20 protein-coding genes are annotated in these 18,632 nt (G+C 61.2%); 8 read left to right on the top strand and 12 right to left on the bottom strand.

The genetic code is table 11. The annotated features are described in order from the left end of the window. Positions 1-3: 3 nt before the first annotated feature. The 3 genes from murA to FHT87_RS14360 form a co-directional block, all read right to left on the bottom strand. Entirely contained in the window at positions 4-1,326 is a 1,323-nt protein-coding gene (gene murA / locus FHT87_RS14370; protein WP_183732544.1) for a UDP-N-acetylglucosamine 1-carboxyvinyltransferase, read from the bottom strand. Between the two features lie 194 nt (positions 1,327-1,520). Then, entirely contained in the window at positions 1,521-2,933 is a 1,413-nt protein-coding gene (locus FHT87_RS14365; protein WP_183732547.1) for an aminomethyltransferase family protein, read from the bottom strand. Between the two features lie 154 nt (positions 2,934-3,087). Beyond that, positions 3,088-3,822: a GntR family transcriptional regulator gene (locus tag FHT87_RS14360; protein WP_183732551.1), complete on the bottom strand. Its 735-nt coding sequence runs from the start codon at positions 3,820-3,822 to the stop codon at positions 3,088-3,090. Positions 3,823-4,022: 200 nt separating this feature from the next. On the opposite strand from FHT87_RS14360, the gene FHT87_RS14355 reads away from it, so the two are divergent. The 4 genes from FHT87_RS14355 to FHT87_RS14340 are packed head-to-tail and all read left to right on the top strand — an operon-like array spanning position 4,023 to position 6,240. Further along, on the top strand, positions 4,023-4,733 hold the full coding sequence (locus FHT87_RS14355; protein WP_183732554.1) for an alpha/beta hydrolase: 711 nt from the start codon (positions 4,023-4,025) through the stop codon (positions 4,731-4,733). After that, positions 4,726-5,079, top strand: a complete 354-nt coding sequence (locus FHT87_RS14350) for an extradiol ring-cleavage dioxygenase (RefSeq protein ID WP_183802807.1) — start codon at positions 4,726-4,728, stop codon at positions 5,077-5,079. The genes FHT87_RS14355 and FHT87_RS14350 overlap by 8 nt, the downstream gene beginning before the upstream one ends. Then, complete coding sequence (locus FHT87_RS14345; protein WP_183732560.1) at positions 5,072-5,914, top strand: class III extradiol dioxygenase family protein; 843 nt, start codon at positions 5,072-5,074, stop codon at positions 5,912-5,914. Before FHT87_RS14350 ends, FHT87_RS14345 begins: the two co-directional genes overlap by 8 nt. Continuing rightward, positions 5,914-6,240, top strand: a complete 327-nt coding sequence (locus FHT87_RS14340; protein WP_183732563.1) for a YciI family protein — start codon at positions 5,914-5,916, stop codon at positions 6,238-6,240. Before FHT87_RS14345 ends, FHT87_RS14340 begins: the two co-directional genes overlap by 1 nt. A gap of 148 nt (positions 6,241-6,388) precedes the next feature. Here the strand turns inward: FHT87_RS14340 and FHT87_RS14335 are convergent, their stop codons facing one another. From FHT87_RS14335 to FHT87_RS14315, 5 genes are read right to left on the bottom strand one after another with little or no spacing between them, the layout of a single operon-like run. Beyond that, complete coding sequence (locus FHT87_RS14335) at positions 6,389-7,255, bottom strand: DUF1932 domain-containing protein (protein ID WP_183802804.1); 867 nt, start codon at positions 7,253-7,255, stop codon at positions 6,389-6,391. Positions 7,256-7,304: 49 nt separating this feature from the next. Then, on the bottom strand, positions 7,305-8,351 hold the full coding sequence (locus FHT87_RS14330) for a 4-oxalomesaconate tautomerase (RefSeq protein WP_348649379.1): 1,047 nt from the start codon (positions 8,349-8,351) through the stop codon (positions 7,305-7,307). Positions 8,352-8,355: 4 nt separating this feature from the next. Next, the gene (locus FHT87_RS14325) at positions 8,356-9,027 is read right to left on the bottom strand and encodes a 4-carboxy-4-hydroxy-2-oxoadipate aldolase/oxaloacetate decarboxylase (RefSeq protein ID WP_210276779.1); all 672 of its coding nucleotides are present in this window, start codon (positions 9,025-9,027) and stop codon (positions 8,356-8,358) included. Continuing rightward, positions 9,027-9,755: a PIG-L deacetylase family protein gene (locus FHT87_RS14320; protein ID WP_183732572.1), complete on the bottom strand. Its 729-nt coding sequence runs from the start codon at positions 9,753-9,755 to the stop codon at positions 9,027-9,029. Before FHT87_RS14320 ends, FHT87_RS14325 begins: the two co-directional genes overlap by 1 nt. A 3-nt stretch (positions 9,756-9,758) precedes the next feature. Beyond that, on the bottom strand, positions 9,759-10,718 hold the full coding sequence (locus FHT87_RS14315; protein WP_183802798.1) for a VOC family protein: 960 nt from the start codon (positions 10,716-10,718) through the stop codon (positions 9,759-9,761). 408 nt (positions 10,719-11,126) lie between these two features. Here FHT87_RS14315 and FHT87_RS14310 point away from each other — a divergent pair, with 408 nt between their 5' ends. From FHT87_RS14310 to FHT87_RS14300, 3 genes are all read left to right on the top strand, one after another. Then, on the top strand, positions 11,127-12,047 hold the full coding sequence (locus FHT87_RS14310; RefSeq protein WP_183802795.1) for a methylenetetrahydrofolate reductase: 921 nt from the start codon (positions 11,127-11,129) through the stop codon (positions 12,045-12,047). 32 nt (positions 12,048-12,079) lie between these two features. Next, a complete protein-coding gene (locus tag FHT87_RS14305) occupies positions 12,080-13,276 on the top strand; it encodes a LysR substrate-binding domain-containing protein (protein WP_183802792.1) in 1,197 nt (398 codons plus the stop codon). 110 nt (positions 13,277-13,386) lie between these two features. Beyond that, entirely contained in the window at positions 13,387-14,346 is a 960-nt protein-coding gene (locus tag FHT87_RS14300; protein WP_183732584.1) for an NAD(P)-dependent oxidoreductase, read from the top strand. Between the two features lie 41 nt (positions 14,347-14,387). Here the strand turns inward: FHT87_RS14300 and FHT87_RS14295 are convergent, their stop codons facing one another. The 3 genes from FHT87_RS14295 to FHT87_RS14285 are packed head-to-tail and all read right to left on the bottom strand — an operon-like array spanning position 14,388 to position 16,804. Next, complete coding sequence (locus FHT87_RS14295) at positions 14,388-15,314, bottom strand: dihydrodipicolinate synthase family protein (RefSeq protein ID WP_183802789.1); 927 nt, start codon at positions 15,312-15,314, stop codon at positions 14,388-14,390. Then, positions 15,311-16,015: a ribonuclease activity regulator RraA gene (locus tag FHT87_RS14290; protein WP_183803974.1), complete on the bottom strand. Its 705-nt coding sequence runs from the start codon at positions 16,013-16,015 to the stop codon at positions 15,311-15,313. The genes FHT87_RS14295 and FHT87_RS14290 overlap by 4 nt, the downstream gene beginning before the upstream one ends. Positions 16,016-16,024: 9 nt before the next feature. Then, complete coding sequence (locus FHT87_RS14285; protein ID WP_183732823.1) at positions 16,025-16,804, bottom strand: SDR family oxidoreductase; 780 nt, start codon at positions 16,802-16,804, stop codon at positions 16,025-16,027. Between the two features lie 99 nt (positions 16,805-16,903). Between FHT87_RS14285 and FHT87_RS14280 the strand changes: the two genes are divergently transcribed. Further along, positions 16,904-17,785 (top strand): LysR family transcriptional regulator, encoded by an 882-nt coding sequence (locus tag FHT87_RS14280; protein WP_183802786.1) that lies wholly within the window; start codon positions 16,904-16,906, stop codon positions 17,783-17,785. On the opposite strand, the gene FHT87_RS14275 is transcribed toward FHT87_RS14280, so the two are convergent. After that, a complete protein-coding gene (locus FHT87_RS14275; RefSeq protein WP_183802783.1) occupies positions 17,782-18,612 on the bottom strand; it encodes a glycoside hydrolase family 16 protein in 831 nt (276 codons plus the stop codon). The two genes, FHT87_RS14280 and FHT87_RS14275, sit on opposite strands and share 4 nt — an antisense overlap. Between the last annotated feature and the right edge of the window lie 20 nt (positions 18,613-18,632).

The following is an 18,632-nucleotide window of genomic DNA, read 5'->3' as shown; positions in this document are numbered from 1 at the left end:
GGATTAAGCTTCACGCGGCGGCACGCGGGTGATCCGCGCACCGAGCGCGTTCAGGCGTTCCTCGATCCGCTCATAGCCGCGTTCGATCTGCTGGGCATTGTTGATGACGCTGGTGCCCTCGGCGCACATGGCGGCGATCAGCATCGCCATGCCGGCGCGGATATCAGGGCTTTCCACCTGCGCGGCCCGCAGCTTAGAAGGACCGGCGACGATCGCGCGATGCGGATCGCAGAGCACGATGCGCGCGCCCATGGCGATCAGCTTGTCGACGAAGAACATCCTGCTTTCGAACATCTTCTCGAACATCAGCACCACGCCTTCGCATTGTGAGGCAGTGACGATGGCAATCGACATCGTATCGGCCGGGAAAGCCGGCCAAGGCTGGTCTTCGATCTTCGGAATATGGCCGCCGAAATCCGGCTGGATTTTCATCTCCTGCCCCGCCGGCACCACGAGATCGTCGCCCTCGATGCGGCAGCGAATGCCAAGACGCTCGAAGGTCATCAGCGTCGAGCGCAGATGCTCGACGCCCGCCCGACGGATGATGATCTCGGAACCCGTGACGGCAGCAAGGCCGATCAGCGAGCCGATCTCGTTATGGTCGGGACCGATCCGATGCACCGCGCCACCAAGCGGTTGGCCGCCATAAATGGTCATCGTATTGGTGCCAATGCCATCGATCTTCGCACCCATGGCGATGAGGAAATGCGCGAGATCCTGGACATGCGGCTCGGATGCGCAATTGCGCAGGATCGTCTTGCCTTCGGCCGCAACAGCCGCACAGAGCGCATTTTCCGTCGCCGTGACGGAGGGTTCGTCGAGGAACACGTCAGCGCCCCGTAACCGCTCGGCGCGGAAATTGTAGGAGCCATTGACGTTGATCTCGGCCCCGAGCTGTTCGAGCGCCAAAAAGTGCGTGTCGACGCGGCGGCGGCCGATAACGTCGCCGCCCGGCGGCGGCAGCGTGATTTCGCCGCAGCGCGCCAACATCGGGCCGGCCAGCAGGATGGATGCGCGGATGCGGGCGCAAAGGCCGGGATCGAGATCGGCCGGCTTGAGATCGCTCGCCTCGATTTCGAGTTCGTTGCGACCGAGCCAGCGTGCCTTGGCGCCGACGGACTGGATCAGTTCGACAAGTGCTTCGACATCACGGATACGCGGCACATTGGTCAGATGTACCAGCTTGTCGGTCAGCAAGGAGGCAGCAATGATCGGCAGGGCGGCGTTCTTGTTGCCGCTCGGTTGGATCTCGCCGGCAAGACGGTGCCCACCCTCGACGACATACTGAATTCGCTCATGCGGCTGGGCCTGTGCCACTGCTGTCATCCTTGTTCGATTCGATTTTCAGAGGGCATATCTGCTTTGTCATTGTGACATCGGAGTGATCGCCCATTGGGAAGTGTGGCTGTTTTTAGCGCCGCCACGCGTGGACGGCTAGAGGCAGGGCGACCGGAGGAAACCATAAAAAACGGCGCCCTCCCGAGCGCCGTCGTGAACACCGTGGATGGTGGTGTCGAACCTCAGCTCTTCTTGCTACGCCAGCTGTCGGCGTAATTCTCGCGAGCTTCACGGGAATAGGGCGTGGGCGACACGCGCACACGGATTTCCGCCTGCTTGTGCGGTTCGACCGAGGTCTTGCCGGAGCCGCCATCGGGTTCGCCCCAGACGAGGGTCAGCACGTCGCCAACCTCGACATCGGCATCGACGATGCCGAGCGAGAGCATGCAGCGCTCATTGTAACTGTAGCCGTTGAACATCGACATGCCGACCATCTTGCCGTCGCGCATGATCTTGTCGGCACTAGTCGAGGCATAGTTCGGCTGCGGGAAATCGATCCACTTGAAATGATCCTCACCCGGACGGAAAGCCGAGGCGATGACGTTGACGACATCTTCGGCATTCCATTCGAAGGTCACCTTCTTGCGGCTCGTCTGGCCCTTCAGTTTTTCAAGTGCGGATTTACCGATGAAGTCGTCCTTCTTCCAGCCGATGTAGAAGTCGTAGCCGAGCTCGAACGGAGTGACGTAATAGTCCTCGATATTGCTGGAAACGAAACTGCCACCGATCGCACCCGTCGCCTCATAGCTGTCGGCGCCGAGCCAGTCGCGATAGGCTGCCAGCATGCCATCACCCGTATAGATGCCCGGCAGCGGCGACGGGATCCAACCGGATTCCAGCGTGTTGGTAGAGTAGGCACGGCTGCCGCAACGCACGAGATCGACGCCCGCCGCCTTTGCCGATTCCAGGATCACCGACTGGATATAGGCCTTGTCTTCGTAAGGACCCCAGATTTCCAGGCCCGGCGCACCGGACATGCCGTGGCGCAGCGCATTCACCGTCTTCGAGCCGAGCTTGATCTTGTCGACATGGAAGAACTTGATGTCAGGGATCGGCCCACCATTCATCCTCTCGAATATCTTGGGAGCATCCGGTCCCTGGATCTGGTAGCGGTAATGCGTACGTAGCACACGTTCGCCTTCCGGTCGCGAAGGCGAGCGCGGATCATATTTCAGGCGCACATTCCACTTGCCGTATGCTGCACAGAACATCAGCCAGTTGGAAGTCGGCGAGCGGCCGACGAGGATGAACTTGTCCTCGCGTTCGCGGAAGATGATCTGGTCGCCAATCACATGACCGGCCGGCGTGACCGGCACGAAATGCTTGGCACGGTTCGTATCGAAATTCGAGAAGGAGTTGATGCCGTGATAGGCCAGGAACGTCTCCGCATCGGGGCCTTCGACTGTCAACTCGTCCATATGGTGCGACTGGTCGAAGAGGACGGCGGAGTTGCGCCACGCGGCCTGCTCCGAACGCCAGTTGGAGAACTCGGCCGCCACGACCGGGTATACATACATGCCGACCTTGGAGTTGCGCAGCAGCTCCACCGTATTGCCGGCCGACTTCAAAACTTCGGATAGGTTCGATCTCGCCACCTGATGTCCTCCCATTGACATGCGATAATGTATACATGAAATGCCCAATGCGATCAGATTGCAAGCCTATTTTCTTCTGACAGCACGGTATTCGATGCGGCAGAAACGCAAAAGGGCGGCCCCAGACCGCCCTCTCGAAGCTGGATTTACCCGACTACCGGTGAATGAGCGCAAGCCCCCTGATCTGCTCGATCAGGGTTGGATCCTCCGCCAGAATGTATTCAAGATTACGTCGCGCCGTGCGCGCATGCTCCCTGGCGATCGCTTCCGCGCGACTGCCTTCGCGTGCTTCGATCGCGCTGACGAGCGCCCTGTGCTGGTCCTGCGCGGATCGGAGCGAACGGCGGAAGGTAGCAATGTCAGCCTTGTCGGGCAGGAAGGCGGAGGGTGAGGCAAAGGGCAGCGAACTCGCCCGTTCCACCTCGCGGCGGATGATCTCGCTGCCGGCGAGCGCCGCAAGCTGGTGATGAAATTTCTCATTCAGGTCGGAATAGGCGTCGAAATCGACATCGTCGAGTTGCTCGCCGAAACAGGCGTCGAGCTTGATCACCGTATGCTTGATCTCGTCGAGCGCTTCGGGCGCGGCACCGCGCTCTGCAGCGAGCCTTGCTGCCATGCCCTCCATGACGCCGCGCACCTCGATGGAATCGACCACGTCGGCAAAGCCGAAACGGCGAACCACGAAGCCACCATTCGGCAGGCGATCCAGAAGCCCCTCCTCCGTCAGCCGCGACATCGCCTCGCGCACCGGCGTGCGCGAAATATCCAGCGCCTCCGCCAATGGCACTTCGAACAGCCGCGTGCCCCCCTGCAATTCGCCGCTCAAAATCTTTTCCCGCAACTCGATAACGGCGCGACGACCATGCGTTGCGGCTTCACTCTGCTTCATCGGCGCCTCCAATCCCGGCTAGAATGTATACAACAGCGCGAACGCATACAAAACCCCATCCCGAAGCCAATACCTTAGCATGGATCTGTATGCATAATAGCGCTGCCTTTCCTCAAAAAATGGCGATTATCGAACTAAATTCGCCAATCACTTGACATAATGTATACATTTATGGTGTCTGTTTTGCAGGAGGAAAATCGATGACAACGCTCGCGCTCATTCCAGGGCTCGTGTCCGACAGCATCGTCTGGGCACCGCTTGCCGGAGTTGTCACGCACCGTATGCCTGTGCATGCGGCCGATGTGTCCCACAGTTCTTCGATATCAGGCATGGCGGAGAGCGTTCTCGCGGCCACCGAAGGTGACCTTATTGTTGTCGGCCATTCCATGGGTGGGCGCGTCGCGATGGAAATGGCGCGCATCGCACCGAATCGCGTCAGCGGGCTGGTGCTCGCCAATACCGGCCACCACCCGAAACGCGATGGCGAGGAAATCAGGCGCCAGCAGATGATCGATCTCGGTCATCACAGCATGGAAGAACTGGCTGACCAGTGGCTGCCGCCTATGCTCAATCCCGCCCGCCTTACGGATGCGGACCTGGTCGGCAATCTGCGCGCCATGGTGCTGCGGGCCGGCCCCGATGTGCATGAGCGGCAGATCCGTGCGCTGATCAACCGGCCGAATGCCAGCGCCTATATGGCCGAGCTCGGCTGTCCCATCCTGCTTGTCGCCGCGCGCCACGATGGCTGGAGCCCGATCGTCCAGCATCAGGAAATTGCCGATGCGGCGCCGGATACGGAACTGGTCATCATCGAAGATGCCGGCCATTTCGCCCCTGTGGAGCGCCCGGCTGAAGTGACTGCCGCGATCATCGATTGGCTGACCCGTAGATTTGGAGGAATTGATGCCTGAGAAGACAGCGACCATTCCCGATACGCCACTCTTCGACCGGGCCGGCTCGATCCGCGGCTACCGGCTCAACAAGATGGCGATGGCGCTCGGCCAGCCGGAGAACCGCGAAGCCTTCAAGGCGGATGAGGACACCTATCTCGCTCGGTTCGGCCTGAGCGATGAGGAGAAGGCTGCAGTCAAGAGCCGTGATTGGCACGAGATGGTGCGCCTCGGCGGCAACCTGTTCTTCATCCTCAAGATCGCCGCTGTCGACCCGACGCCGATCACTGAGATCGGTGCGGCGCAGGCCGGCATGTCACATGAGGGTTTTCTCTACGAAAGACTGGGGAAGAAGAAAAATGGCTAAGATCATCGGCGGTCTCGGAACGAGCCACGTCCCCTCGATCGGCGCAGCCCTCGACAAGGGCCTGCGCGACACGCCGGACTGGAAGCCTTTCTTCGATGGCTACGAAGCCGGCAAGCAGTGGGTGCGTGAGGTGCGGCCCGATATCGCCGTCGTCGTCTTCAACGATCATGGCAACAGCTTCTTCCTCGACCGCGTGCCGACCTTCGCCGTCGGCGTGGCGGAAACTTATCAGCCGGTCGATGAAGGCTGGGGACCGAGGCCCATTCCAGCCTTCGAAGGTGCCGTCGATTTCTCCTGGCACTTCGTCGATAGACTGGTCGAACGCCATTTCGATCCTCTGGTCTGCCGCGAAATTGAGGTCGATCACGGCCTGCAGGTGCCGATGGAACTCTTCTTCGGCCGGCCTGAGCGCTGGCCGGTCAAGGTTCTGCCGATCTGGGTGAATACGATCCAGTATCCCATCCCCACACCGCAGCGCTGCTGGGAAATGGGCAAGGTACTGCGCGAGGCGATTGAAAGCTGGCCGGGGAACGAGCGCGTCGTCATCCTCGGCACCGGCGGCCTCTCGCACCAGCTTCAGGGCGCCCGCGCCGGCTTCATCAACCAGACAGCCGATCGCGCCTGGCTGGATGGCATTGCCGCCAATCCGGAGCCCTACCGCGCCATGAGCCGTGAGGATTATGTGGAGCAGTTTGGCTCCGAGGGCGCCGAACTCATCATGTGGCTGGTCATGCGCGCCGCCATGAACGAGCGGGTGAACCTCATCCACAAGCACTACCATGCCCCGGCCTCCATGACCGGCGCCGGCATGGTCGTTCTCGAAAACGCCGCCTGATGCCCGCCTTCTTCCTCATGCGCTGCCTGCATCATGCTGGGCAGGAGACTGCCCGCGACCTGCACCGGCCGGCCCATCGCGCCTGGGTGCAGTCAGGCGGCGAAGGCCTTGCGACGGTGCTGATCGGCTCTGCGCTGCAGGACGAGAGCGGAGCCTTGGTCGGCAATTTCGGCATATTGGAAACACCCGGTATCACTGAGGCGAAAGCCTTTGCGGAAGGAGACCCTTTCAACAAGGCAGGCATCGTGGCAAAGATCGAACTGACGCCACTGCCTGCGACATTCCAGGCTGGACGCATCAGCGATCCGATGACACCAAGGACATAGATTTCAGTTCCGCCACCAGCGGGAGGAGTGCGCCGGAGAGGGGCGATGAGGGGGCCGGCGAAGCAAGAGAGGGAACGACCGGAACGAGAGGGACGGTCGCTTGCAAGCCACGGCCCCCTCATCCAGGCCGCGACGGATCCTTGCTTGCTCAACTCTTCTGCGGTTTCAGCCGTATCTCCAGCACGCGTCCGACAGTTTCTTCCAATCCGTCTGCCTGCCCAACGCCGCAGGCGCCCATGCGCTCCTGCACTTCGGCGATCTCCGCCGCCAAGCCGCCGCGGAGCCCGAGCGCATCCAGCGTTGCGGCACTCTCCCGCATCTCGGCCGCCCGCCGCCGGCCATGCCGCGTCGTGCGCTCCATCTGGTATTCGGCAAATTGCGGCCAGTTGAGGCCGGGGAAGGAACCCGAAAGCGAGGAGAGGATTTCCTCATAGCAGCCGGATGCCTTTGCCGCGAGCAAGGCCTCGACCGTGATCGCCTCCAGCCCTTTCACGAACAGGGAACGCACCATCTTGATCGCTGTCGCGGCACCGGGCGCTATACTCGCAATCTCGGCAGAAAAACCGAGGCGGAGAAGTTCCGGCAATAACCTTTCGGCCGGCGCACCGGCAAGCAGCACTGGCGTCTGATGCTTGCGCGGATGAACCGGCGCCATGACGGCCATATCGAGATAATCGCCGCCAGCCGCTTCCACGGCGGCAGCCGTCTCCCGCTTTCGCCCCGGAGAGACAGAATTGATATCGATCACCACCTGCCCCTGACGCAGATGCGGCACGAGCGGTTCAACGGCAAGCAGGCTCTGATCGGCGGTGACGGCGCTGAATACCCAGTCTGCATCCGAAAGTCCCACAATGGTCTCGGAAATCTCAGCACCACGGGCATGCATTGCTTCCCGCACCGTACTGCCGTCTGAGGCAAGCAAGATGTCATAGGCAATGAAGCTCGAACCCGATCCGCTGAGCCCTTCATGAAAGGCCCTCGCCGCTTCGCCGTAGCCCAGAAACCCGATCTTCATGTCATCCTCCAAATATAAGGATCATGCTGCGCTCGAAGTATCGCTGTGTTCATGCAAAGACATATCCATCGAAGAGCTTGCGAGCGGTGCGCAGCACGGCGGCATCGGTCACGACACCAACCCTGACAGTTGCAATCACGCTCATCTCGCCGGTCGGATGTTCGACTGAGAGCAGCTTTTCGTCACCATCGGGCACGATGGCGAGATCTGCCGCCGGCCCTTCCGGCAGCAGGCAGGCCGTCGCCACACTGACGGCACCGAGCACGCCGATCGCATCATGGCAACGATGCGGAATGAAGGTACGCGTCGAAATCGCGCCACCGGCTCTTGGCCGCGAAACCATCGTCATCTTCGGCACCGATTTCTTCGCGACGTCGCCGAGATTCATCATCGGCCCCGCCTTCAGCCGGATCGCCTCAAGCTTCGCCCGTAGCTCCAGATCGGCTTCGAGTTCATCAGGCATCTCCGTCCCCTCGATGCCGAGATCGCTGGCCAGCATGACGACGCAGGGCATGCCGTTGTCGATCAGCGTGCAAGCGATGCCCTCTATGACATCGACCGCACGGCCGGTCGGCAGCAGCGCGCCGCAACTCGAACCCGCCGTATCTGCGAAGTTAATCGGCACAGCGGCTGCCGTGCCCGGCACGCCGTCGATACGGGCGTCGCCCGCATAGGTCACGCGACGATCCGGTGTGGCGATCTTCGCGGTGGCCACCTGCCCGGTATTCTCCATGAAGATGCGAACGTCCGTCTGCCCGTCCTCGGCCTCGATCAGGCCGCGCTCGATGGCAAAAGGCCCGACACCGGCAAGGATATTGCCACAGTTCTGCGCATCGGTGACGATTGGCTCATCAACGAAGACCTGCAGGAAGAGATAGTCGATATCGACGCCGGGTCGTTCCGAGCGCTTCACGACGGCCACCTTTGAGGTCAGCGGGTCCGCGCCTCCCATGCCATCGATCTGCCGCGGATCGGGCGACCCCATGACGCGAAGGAGAAAGCCATCGCGATCTTCGGGCAGATCCTCCGCCAGGAAATAGCCGCCCTTAGACGTGCCGCCGCGCATCCACATGCAGCGTACGCCCTGTTGCGGAATGGTGTCAGACATATTTCAGCCCCTTCTCAGCGAGCCGCTCGCGCATCTTGTAGATGTCGAGCCCGAGTTCCCCTGCAGCAAGCCGCCGGCGCTTGTCTTCCTCCGCCGCAACGCGCTGTTCGGCCTTGCCGGCGACCTCGGCCGCCTCTTCCCGGCGCACGACACAGACCCCATCATCATCAGCAACGACAACGTCGCCCGGATTGACCAGTGCACCGGCACAGACGACGGGAATATTGACCGATCCCAGCGTTTCCTTGACGGTGCCCTGCGCGAAGATCGCCTTCGACCAGACAGGAAAATTCATTGCCTTGAGATCGGCGACGTCGCGCACGCCGGCATCGATGACGAGCCCGCGGCAGCCCCGCGCCATGGCAGACGCCGCCAGTAGATCACCGAAATAACCGTCCTCGCAGGGACTGGTTGGCGCAAGCAGCAGGATATCGCCTGCCTTGGTCTGCTCGATCGCCACATGCAGCATCCAGTTGTCACCCGGAGGGGCAGAAATGGTGACGGCGCTGGCCGCAATCCTCGCGCCCGGATAGATCGGCCGCATGTAGCTCGCAAGCAGGCCCTTGCGACCTTGCGCCTCATGCACGGTCGCCACTCCGCAGGCAGCGAGGCGATCGATGACGGACTGCTCCGCCCGTGCGATGTTTTGAACGACGACGCCCATCAGAGTTCATCCACAGTGCGCGGGAAGACGGACTGGAAACCCTCCGCATGTGTCGACTTGCGGCCTCCGGACTGCCCGCCGGAATTGCGCATGAAGTGGTTGCCGCGATTTTCGGCGACGTTCTTGTAATAATGCCAGAGGTGTTCCTGCCCCTCCATGCACTGGATTGCCGCCCACTTCTTCTCCCAGACGGGCGAGATATCGAGGAAGACGTCAGGCTTCCATTCCATCTGTTCGGTCTGGTGCGGCTCGAACAGATAGAGCTGCGGCGCACCCAGGATCTTCTCGCCGGGATTATGACCCCATGCCTGCGCAATCATTCGTGCTTCGAGCGCCACCTGCGTCGCATACATATGGTCGGTATTATAGGGATCCCATTTGGAATGGCTGAGCATGAATTCCGGCTGCACGGCGCGGATCACATCGACCAGCCGGAATTTTGCCTCCTGATCCACGGCCAGCGGATAATCGCCGAGATCGAAGAACTGGATGTCGTGCGCTCCAAGTGCCTTGGCAGCATTTTCGGCCTCGACGCGCCGCGCGGCCTTCACCTTCTCCAGCGTCATCCCGGCATTCTTCCAGAGCTTGGCGCTCTCCCCGCGCTCGCCATAGGACAGGCAGAGAACGGTGACCTCGTAACCCTTTTCCTGATGCAGCGCGATCGCGCCGCCGCAGCGCCAGACGAAATCTGCCGAATGGGCGCTGATGACCAAGGCCGTCTTTGCCATGAACTAGTCCTTCCTCGCCACGGGGGGCGTACCATGCGTGTGAAATGTCTCGATCGTCTTCAGGCCCCAGGCCTGGCCCTTCCTGCGCTCCGTCTCCGTCCAGGTGACGGTCAGCCAATCGGGCCTCAGGATCAGCCGCGCCCCGGCATTAGCGAGCTCGACGCGATTGCCCGAGGGTTCCCAGACATAGAGGAAGAAGGTGCCCTGGATCGCGTGCTTGTGCGGCCCGGTTTCGATATGGACGCCATTCTCGAGGAAGATATCGGCCGCGCGCAGAATGTCCTCACGCTGGTCGACGGCATAGGTGACGTGGTGGAAGCGCCCCTTCGCACCGGTATGATCCTCGGAATAGGCGATGTCGTAGGTCTTGTTGTTGACCGTGAACCAGCAGCCGCCAAGCCTTCCATTGTCGAGCAGGATCTGCTCCGTCACCCGGCTGCCGAGTGCTTTGATCATGAAATCTCTGATAGCCCGCACATCGCTTGCGAGCAGATTGAGGTGATCGAGCCGGCGCGGGCAGGCGCCGCGGCCGTGGTAGCGCTGCGCGATATTCTTCAGCGCCGGACGCTCGCCCTCGGGCGCTTCATAGACGTGCGTATCGTAATATAGCTCGAAAATATGGCCATCCGGATCGGTGAAACGATAGGCACGCCCATGTCCGACATCGCCTTCCACCCAGCCGATACCGCAGCCCATCTCCTCGATCACCTTCACCCGCCGCTCCAGCGCTTCCGGAGACGAGGTGCGATAGCCGACATGGCCGACACCGGTCGTGTGGTGGCGCACCAGCTTCAGCGTATGGAATTCGTAATCGTCGAAGGCGCGCAGATAGGCGACGCCATCTTCGATCAGGCTCGGCGTCAGCCCATAGACCCGCGTGAAGAAATCCAGGCTTTCCTCGAAACGGTCGCTGTAGAGTTCCACATGCCCGAGATGGGCAACGTCGAAGCAGGGTTCAGTCATGCGCCGATCCCCCGGCAGCGGCCTCGCCGACCTTCAAAAATCTCATGATGATCCTCCACATGGGGGGCGAACGCCTCCATGTTCGCTTGTCGTTTAAAACACTAGGAATGTCGTCGGGAGCAGGCAATTTCGTTCTTCTGACGGGTCATAAGCTGAGGTTACAGATCACGCGGAGGCGAACTGAAGGAACGCCCGCCAAAACCCTCAGCGGTAGCCGGCCAAGAATTTTCACGTGCAGGCTGATTTCAAGCAGTTCAACATCTCTCAGCAATCGAGATGCATACCGGTTATTTAAGCATTCTCCAGATTTCAGCATTTTACGTCGGAAAGTGACTCATTTTGATTGAATTCTTCTTTTCGATGTATACATTTTACAGGCATGGAGGAGTGCCAAAAGGGAGCGACGGAATGGCGTTGTTAAATTTCACAGGCAAGTCGAGGGAGGACAATCCCGAGCCCGAATTCGCAGATATGATTGAGGGTTGGACGATCGAGGTCATACCGCGCACGGCCGCCAAGATCGATGATTTCCGCGCGCTTCTGCCCACCGGGACACGTGTCTATATCGCTCACATCGACGGCACCCCGATCGAGGACATGGTGGCGACGGCACGGCGGCTGAATGCGCAGGGGTTTCCGGTCATGCCGCATATCCCGGCTCGCAGCGTTCCGGATCGCCGCACGCTGGCAGACTGGCTCGAACGCTACCGTAGCGAAGCCGATGTCCGTCAGGCGCTGCTGCTTGGTGGCGGCAGGGTAAGGCCCATAGGCGATTTTCACAGCTCGATGCAATTGATCGAGACCGGCCTTTTCGATCATCATGGCTTCACCGATCTGCATTTCGCCGGGCATCCGGAGGGCAGCCGCGATGTCGATCCCGATGGATCGACTGCCCTTGCCGATCGGGCACTGCTCTGGAAACAGGATTTTGCCTCGCGAACCAATGCGAAACTCGCGCTCACCACCCAGTTCACCTTCGACGCCCAACCTGTCATTGACTGGGCGGAGCGCATTCAGGAGGCCGGTGTCACAATGCCCATCCATGTCGGCATCGCAGGCCCGGCAAAGCTGCAAACGTTGCTAAAATATGCGATCTCCTGCGGCATCGGTCCATCCATGAAGGTGCTGCAAAAGCGCGCCATGGACATAACCAAGCTGCTGCTCCCCTATGAGCCAACGGAACTCATCGCTGCCCTTGCCGATCACAAGACAAGAAGGCCTGGAAGCCTCATCAGCCAGTTACACATCTTCCCGCTCGGCGGCATTCAGGTGGCAACGGACTGGATGAACAAACACCGTTCCGTCGAAACACCTATCGCGCTACCCTGATGCGGCCCGGCAGCGGGCTTTCAGGAAGAGCCATGCCGACGCCAATCCACCCAAATCTGCGCCATATCAGGCTATTCGTCGCCTGCGCCGAGACCGGCTCGCTGACTTCGGCCGCAACCACCCTCGGCATCACCCAGCCGGCAGCCTCGCAGGCCCTTCGGCGACTGGAGGAGTTGCTCAACGCAACTCTTATCGAACGTGATACCATGGCGTTGACGGCGGAAGGGAAAATCGCCCTGAAGCGGTTCGGCCGCCTCTGTGATCTCATCCGCCAAGCCTGCGCGCCGATAGCAAAAGCGGCAATCGGCGTCATCGAGACGCGTCTGACGTGGCCGCACCTTCATGCCATCACGGGTTTTGCCGAGCATAGCAGCTTCAGCGCCGCAGCCCGAATGCTGTCACTATCAGAACCAGCTGTACAGCGCGCCGCCCGCGAAGCCGAAGCCATGATGGGCATTTCCCTCTTCGAAAATTCCGGCAGGAATGTTCGTCTGACCACCATGGGTCTTTCCGCCGCCCGCTGGTTCGGCCTGGCACTTTCCGAATTCGAAAGCCTGCGCGACGAACTCTTGGAGGCTCGCAACCACTATGCCGGTCGTATTTCGATCGGCACCCTCCCGCTGACGCGCACGTTCCTCGTGCCCGACGTGATCGCCGTTCTCGCCAGCCGCTATCCGCATGCGCGCTTCGAAATCATGGAAGGCAGCTATGAAGTGCTGGTCGACAATCTCGAGCGTGGCCGTATCGATATCCTCGTCGGTGCACTGCGCAGGAATCTTGTCTCCAAAACCGTGCATCAGGAGCCGCTCTTCGATTTCGAGCTTAGCATTGTCGGACGTGTCGACCATCCGCTGAAACGGCATCGAGAGATCGCGCCGGACGATCTCGCAGACTACCCCTGGATCGTCGCCCGGCGCGACACGCCTTCGCGTGAGACCTTCAACGCCATGGCTGCAACCTTTCCCGCGGGCAAACCTGTACGCCAGAGCGTCGAAACCGGCTCGCTCAACGCGATCAGAGGCCTGCTCCTGAAATCCAATCACCTTGCCCTGCTCTCCCGCCATCAGATCCGTTATGAGCTGGAGGCAGGTTTCCTCTCCGTGATCGATCATCCGCTGCCGGATTCCCGTCGCCCCGTCGGCGTTACATTGCGCCGTCACTGGCTGCCGACAGCCCTTCAAGCCGAATTTCTGGCCCTGCTGAGGGAGCATTCGATAGGGCTGGATTGATATTAGCGTCACCCTTCGGAGCCCCTTGCCCGCAAACCATGCTTTCCGGACTTCCGGCAAGCAACGCAACGCAATATGCTTGCAGCATCTGACTCTCAGGGAAAGTGCATATGAGCCAAGAAGAATACCGCGTGCTCGTAACGAGTAATGCGCTGGCGAAGCCTGCTTGCGAAAGATTGGAACTGGCTGGCATCTCACTTGATTTCACCAATGCGGCGCCGGACGAGCAGGCTCTGCTCGAAGCCGTCAGCAAGGGACCAATCCACGCAATCCTGCTGCGCGGCAATCCGCCGATCACGCGCCGACTCATCGAAGCGGCGACGTCTCTAAAGATCATCGCCAAGCACGGCGCCGGCGTCGACAGCGTCGACCTGCAAGCCGCCCGCGATGCCGGTGTCGCCGTCACCACCGCCGGGGAGGCCGGCGCCGGTGCGGTCGCGGAACTGGCGCTCTCGATGATCATGGCTCTGGGCCGCGACTTACCCCGGCTGACCGATCGCATGCGGAGCGGCCATTGGGATCGCGGCGGATATCAGGGCCGCGAACTTGCGAGCAGAACACTCGGCATCATTGGCGTCGGCCTTATCGGCGGACGGCTTGCGACAATGGCCCATGCGCTGGGCATGAAGGTGATCGCCGCAAGGCCGGGCGGCACACCGCGAACGGAAGGGCTTCCCGTCACTGCTGTTGCCTTCGAGGAGTTCCTGCAAACGGCCGATATCGTCAGTCTCCATTGCCCCGCAACGCCGGAAACATCGGGCCTCATCGACGCAACAGCGATCGGCCGAATGAAAGCCGGCGCGCTGCTTATCAATACTGCCCGCGGCGCATTGGTGGATGAGGCAGCCGTTGCCGCAGCACTGCATTCCGGCAAACTTGCGGGCGCTGCTTTCGACGCGTTCTCGGAAGAGCCGATCAATCCGGAAAATCCGCTGCTGAAAGCGCCTAACGTCATCCTGACGCCGCACATCGCTTCACAGACGGTTGCGGCTGTCGAGCGGACAGGGCTTCAGACGGCAGACAACATCATTGCCGCACTGCTCGGAACGGAAACCGACCCCGCATTCTGAACACGAATGGCTCTCCGCTCGACCGCGAGGAGCCATGTTCGTCAGACGGGTGCGCGCGGATCATGCCGCGCGAGACGGCGCAGCAGATAATCGACCTCGGCGCGCGCCGTGGCGCTGAGTGCGCTTCCTGGTTTGCGCTGCGCATCCGAGGTGATGACACCCCGGCGCATGAGAACATGCTTGCGGACGGCGAGACCGACGCCGAGCTGCTGCTCATAACGGATCAGCGGCAGATGCGCGTCGAAGAGATCATGCGCTTTGTCGCGTTTGCCGGCAGCGAAGAGGCCGACCAACTCGACCAGCATGTCGGGAAAACCGTAGCCGGTCATGGCGCCGTCTGCGCCGCGCTCCGGTTCGAAATCGAGGAACATGCCGCCATTGCCGCAAAGGATCGAGAAGGGACGCAAATCGCCGGCTTTCTGCATGGCGCGCAGCTTCGAAATCTTCTCCAGCCCCGGCCAGTCCTCATGCTTGAGCATGACGCAGGAAGGATGATCGGAGATGATCTTGGCAATGACGCTGGCCGACATGACGACCGTCAGCGTCAGCGGATAATCCTGCAGCACGAAGGGAACATCCGTGCCGACTGCCTCGACGGCCTGCGCGAAATACTGAACGATCTGCTCGTCGGTGCGCAGCGCCGGCGTCGGCGCGATCATGACGCCGGCAGCCCCCATGTCCATCGCATCGCGGGCGAGCGAGCGCATCGCCGCTAAGCCGGGTGCAGAGACACCGACGACAACGGGCACCTTTGAGCGGCCGACGACCTGGCGGATGATCGCCCGCGATTCCGCAGGCTCCAGCTTCGGCGCTTCGCCCATGATGCCGAGGATCGTCATGCCGGTGACGCCGCTATCCTGATAGAAATCAGTCAGCCGGTCGATCGATGGCGTGTCCAAGGCACCATCAGGCAGGAATGGCGTGGTTGCGATTGCATAGACGCCCTTCGCGTCAATTCCGAAGCTCATTGTGCATCCTTCCACGCCTGATAGCGCGCCTTCGTTTCCGCATTCATGGGATAGAGACCGGGAAGCGGTACGCCCCGGTCGATTTCGGTCATGATCCAGCCTTCCATGCGCTCCTGCTCCGGCGCTTCGGCAAGCACGGCATCGAGCAGGGCGGTCGGGATGAGCACGGCGCCATCCTTGTCGGCGACGACGATATCGCCGGGGAAAACCGCGACACCGCCGCAGGCGATCGGCTGCTGCCAGCCCACGAAGGTCAGCCCGGCGATGGAAGGCGGCGCGGCCATGCCGTCGCACCAGACAGGCAAGCCGCTGCCAAGTACGCCTTCGAGATCACGCACGACACCATCACTGATCAAGGCGGCCACCTTACGCTTCATCATCCGGGCACAGAGGATATCGCCGAATATACCGGCATCCTGCACGCCCATCGCATCGACAACGGCAATACAGCCCTCCGGCATGTCCTCGATTGCCGCGCGCGTGGAAATCGGCGAAGCCCAGCTTTCGGGCGTTGCCAGATCCTCACGCGCCGGCACGAAACGCAGCGTGAAGGCGGGACCGACCACCCGTTCCTGACCAGGCTTCAACGGCTTGGTGCCGCGCATCCAGATATTCCTGAGCCCCTTTTTCAGAAGCACGGTCGTCAACGTCGCGGTGGAGACGCCCTTCAGGATTTCAATGGCCGCTGGATCGAGAGACATCATTGCACCTCATATGCTCTGGATGAGGCCGCCGTCGATGCGAATGACGGAGCCGGTGATATAGGATGCGCGTGGGCTGGCGAGAAAAGCAACTGCGTCGCCATATTCCTCAGGCCGGCCGTAGCGCCCAACCGGGATAGAGGCCGTGCTTTCCGCCGTAACCTCCTCTACGGGCCGGTTCTCGCGCTTGGCCTTCTGTTCATCGAGGAAGGTAATCCGCCCGGTTGCGATGCGGCCCGGCAGCACGATATTGGCAGTGATTCCGTCGCGGCCGACTTCGCGAGCAAGCGTCTTCGACCAGCCGACCAGCGCCAGGCGCAGGCTGTTGGAGATGCCGAGATTGGGGATCGGCGCTACGACGCCTGATGATGTCGACGTGACGATGCGGCCCCAGCCGCTCGCCTTCATGCCCGGCAGGACGGCATCCGTTACGGCAATCACCGAACGCACCATCATGTCGAAATATTTGGACCAGGTCTCCGCCGCCTGGCCGGAAGCCGGCGTCGGTGGCGGTCCGCCCGTATTGTTGACGAGGATATCGACCGGTCCGAAGGTCTCGGCGATCGAAGCCAGCCTCGTCTCGATGACGGAGAGATCGGCGATATCCCAGCCGATGGCGAGCGCCTTGCCCCCTGCGGAAACAATAGCTTCCGCCGTCTTCGCGGCAGCGGCTTCGTCGATATCGGCAACGGCGACGCGAACGCCTTCCGCAGCCAGCGAGCGGGCAATCGCCCCGCCCAGTCCACCACCAGCGCCGAATACCAGCGCGGTCTTTCCATTCAATTGCATGTCCAAGGCAGATACTCCGGTTTCGCTCTTATTATGGCGATCCCAAGAAGAAGAAAAATCTCGCTTTTTATGATTTCAGAAGATAGAAAAACTCTTCTTATGGAAACTCGCTTTCTCGATACTTTCCTGCTGGTTGCCGAGCTCGGATCGCTGGCCGAGGCCTCCCGCCGCCTCGGCATTACGCCTGCTGCGGTCGCCCAGCGCATGCAGGCGCTGGAAGACGATGTCGGCGTGCCGTTGCTGACCCGCGTCGGCCGTCGTGTCCGCCCAACCGACACCGGCCATGCCATCATCCAAAAAAGCCGCAAGATCCTCGCCGAGGTCCGCGACCTGAAGAGTCTCGCCAATGCCGACCTGCCCTCCGGCGAACTTCGCCTCGGGGCCATCACGACAGCGCTAACCGGACTGCTGCCGACAGCCTTGCATGAGGTCTTCGCCAGCATGCCGCTTGTCGAGGTCTTCCTGCTGCCTGGCCCCTCCACCGATCTCTATCAGCAGCTGATGGACAGGCATATCGACGCGGCAATCCTCGTAAAGCCGCCCTTTCCGATACCGAAGACATTGGAGTGGGAACTCCTGCGGGCCGAACGCCTGGTTCTTCTTGCCCCCGCCGACTGCCGGGGCGAGAACCCGCATGCTCTCCTGAAGACCCGTCCCTTCATCCGCTACGACCGGAACAACTGGGGCGGACGTCTTGCCGACGAATATCTTCAGAAACAAGGCTTGAAACCGGCCGAACGTCTGGAACTCGATTCCCTTGAAGCGATCTCGGTCATGGTCGCCAACGGGCTCGGCGTCTCGCTGGTGCCGGATTGGGCAAGACCGTGGCCGGAGGGCCTCAACATCGCCATCCTCGAACTGCCGGTGTCCTTCCCCCCACGCGAGGTCGGTTTACTCTGGCCACGCAGTTCGCCATCGCGCCGGCTGACCGGCATCGTGCTCGATGCACTGAAACGCTCGCAAGCCGCTAGCAGGCCCTAGCCGTTACTCGCCGACATCAAGCTTTTGCGCTGATAGACGTGGATATAATCAACCAGGAGGTAAGACGGGTTCGGCGTTTCATCGATCGGCCAGCCCGGCCCGAGTGCAAGATTGACCAGTGGATAGAAAGGCATTTGGAATTCCGGCGGTGTATCGAAACTCCACAGCGGCTTGCGGTCCAGATAGAAGGTCGATCTCTGCGGGCCGATATCCACACCGAACGTATGGTAGTCGCTGCTGAGCGAACCTTCGGGCACATTCGTCAGATGGCCATCCGTCGTATGCTGGTTGCTCGGACGCCAGACGTGATACCCCATGCTGAACTCGCCGGGTGCGCGGCCGTAATATTCGATCACGTCGATTTCCGAAGTGAATTTGGACCGGTCGAGGCCAATCAGCCAGAAGGCCGGCCAGACGCCCTTGCCGGGCGGCAGCTTCATGCGTGCTTCAAAGTAGCCGAATTTCTGGGAGAAACCCTCCCCCTTCGGATTGGTCGAGGCAAGCAGGCCGGAGCGCCACTGACCGTCTGCCTCCTTCCGCGCCTCGATCCGCAGAATGCCGTTATCGACCGTGAAGGGGAAACCGTCCATAGGGTCGGTAAAGCGCGCATCGCCGAAATCGCCGTTCCACGGCGTATGAGCAATCCAGCGCGATTTGGTCTCGCCCCATGCCGAAACGTCGAGCGTGTCGAAGTCTTCGGCAAAGGTTATCTGGAAATCATCGAGGTTGAGCGGCTCTTCCGCTTCGCTGGGCCGAGGGCTTGGCGGACCGAAAAGGCCGATGACAATCAGAAGCGCAAATCTTCCGGCGAATTTCGCGTGACGCATTTTTCTCCCTCCCGGAGATT

This window comes from Rhizobium sp. BK316 (assembly GCF_014193695.1).
Taxonomy (GTDB): Bacteria; Pseudomonadota; Alphaproteobacteria; order Rhizobiales; family Rhizobiaceae; genus Rhizobium.
This window is presented reverse-complemented; position numbering and strand designations above follow the sequence as displayed.

Bases quoted from the DNA above. Each gene is read 5' to 3' on its own strand.
- murA (WP_183732544.1), bottom strand. From the start codon at position 1,326: ATGACAGCAGTGGCACAGGCCCAGCCGCATGAGCGAATTCAGTATGTC.
- FHT87_RS14360 (WP_183732551.1), bottom strand. From the start codon at position 3,822: ATGAAGCAGAGTGAAGCCGCAACGCATGGTCGTCGCGCCGTTATCGAG.
- FHT87_RS14355 (WP_183732554.1), top strand. From the start codon at position 4,023: ATGACAACGCTCGCGCTCATTCCAGGGCTCGTGTCCGACAGCATCGTC.
- FHT87_RS14350 (WP_183802807.1), top strand. From the start codon at position 4,726: ATGCCTGAGAAGACAGCGACCATTCCCGATACGCCACTCTTCGACCGG.
- FHT87_RS14345 (WP_183732560.1), top strand. From the start codon at position 5,072: ATGGCTAAGATCATCGGCGGTCTCGGAACGAGCCACGTCCCCTCGATC.
- FHT87_RS14340 (WP_183732563.1), top strand. From the start codon at position 5,914: ATGCCCGCCTTCTTCCTCATGCGCTGCCTGCATCATGCTGGGCAGGAG.
- FHT87_RS14335 (WP_183802804.1), bottom strand. From the start codon at position 7,255: ATGAAGATCGGGTTTCTGGGCTACGGCGAAGCGGCGAGGGCCTTTCAT.
- FHT87_RS14325 (WP_210276779.1), bottom strand. From the start codon at position 9,027: ATGGGCGTCGTCGTTCAAAACATCGCACGGGCGGAGCAGTCCGTCATC.
- FHT87_RS14320 (WP_183732572.1), bottom strand. From the start codon at position 9,755: ATGGCAAAGACGGCCTTGGTCATCAGCGCCCATTCGGCAGATTTCGTC.
- FHT87_RS14315 (WP_183802798.1), bottom strand. From the start codon at position 10,718: ATGACTGAACCCTGCTTCGACGTTGCCCATCTCGGGCATGTGGAACTC.
- FHT87_RS14310 (WP_183802795.1), top strand. From the start codon at position 11,127: ATGGCGTTGTTAAATTTCACAGGCAAGTCGAGGGAGGACAATCCCGAG.
- FHT87_RS14305 (WP_183802792.1), top strand. From the start codon at position 12,080: ATGCCGACGCCAATCCACCCAAATCTGCGCCATATCAGGCTATTCGTC.
- FHT87_RS14300 (WP_183732584.1), top strand. From the start codon at position 13,387: ATGAGCCAAGAAGAATACCGCGTGCTCGTAACGAGTAATGCGCTGGCG.
- FHT87_RS14295 (WP_183802789.1), bottom strand. From the start codon at position 15,314: ATGAGCTTCGGAATTGACGCGAAGGGCGTCTATGCAATCGCAACCACG.
- FHT87_RS14290 (WP_183803974.1), bottom strand. From the start codon at position 16,015: ATGTCTCTCGATCCAGCGGCCATTGAAATCCTGAAGGGCGTCTCCACC.
- FHT87_RS14285 (WP_183732823.1), bottom strand. From the start codon at position 16,804: ATGCAATTGAATGGAAAGACCGCGCTGGTATTCGGCGCTGGTGGTGGA.
- FHT87_RS14280 (WP_183802786.1), top strand. From the start codon at position 16,904: ATGGAAACTCGCTTTCTCGATACTTTCCTGCTGGTTGCCGAGCTCGGA.
- FHT87_RS14275 (WP_183802783.1), bottom strand. From the start codon at position 18,612: ATGCGTCACGCGAAATTCGCCGGAAGATTTGCGCTTCTGATTGTCATC.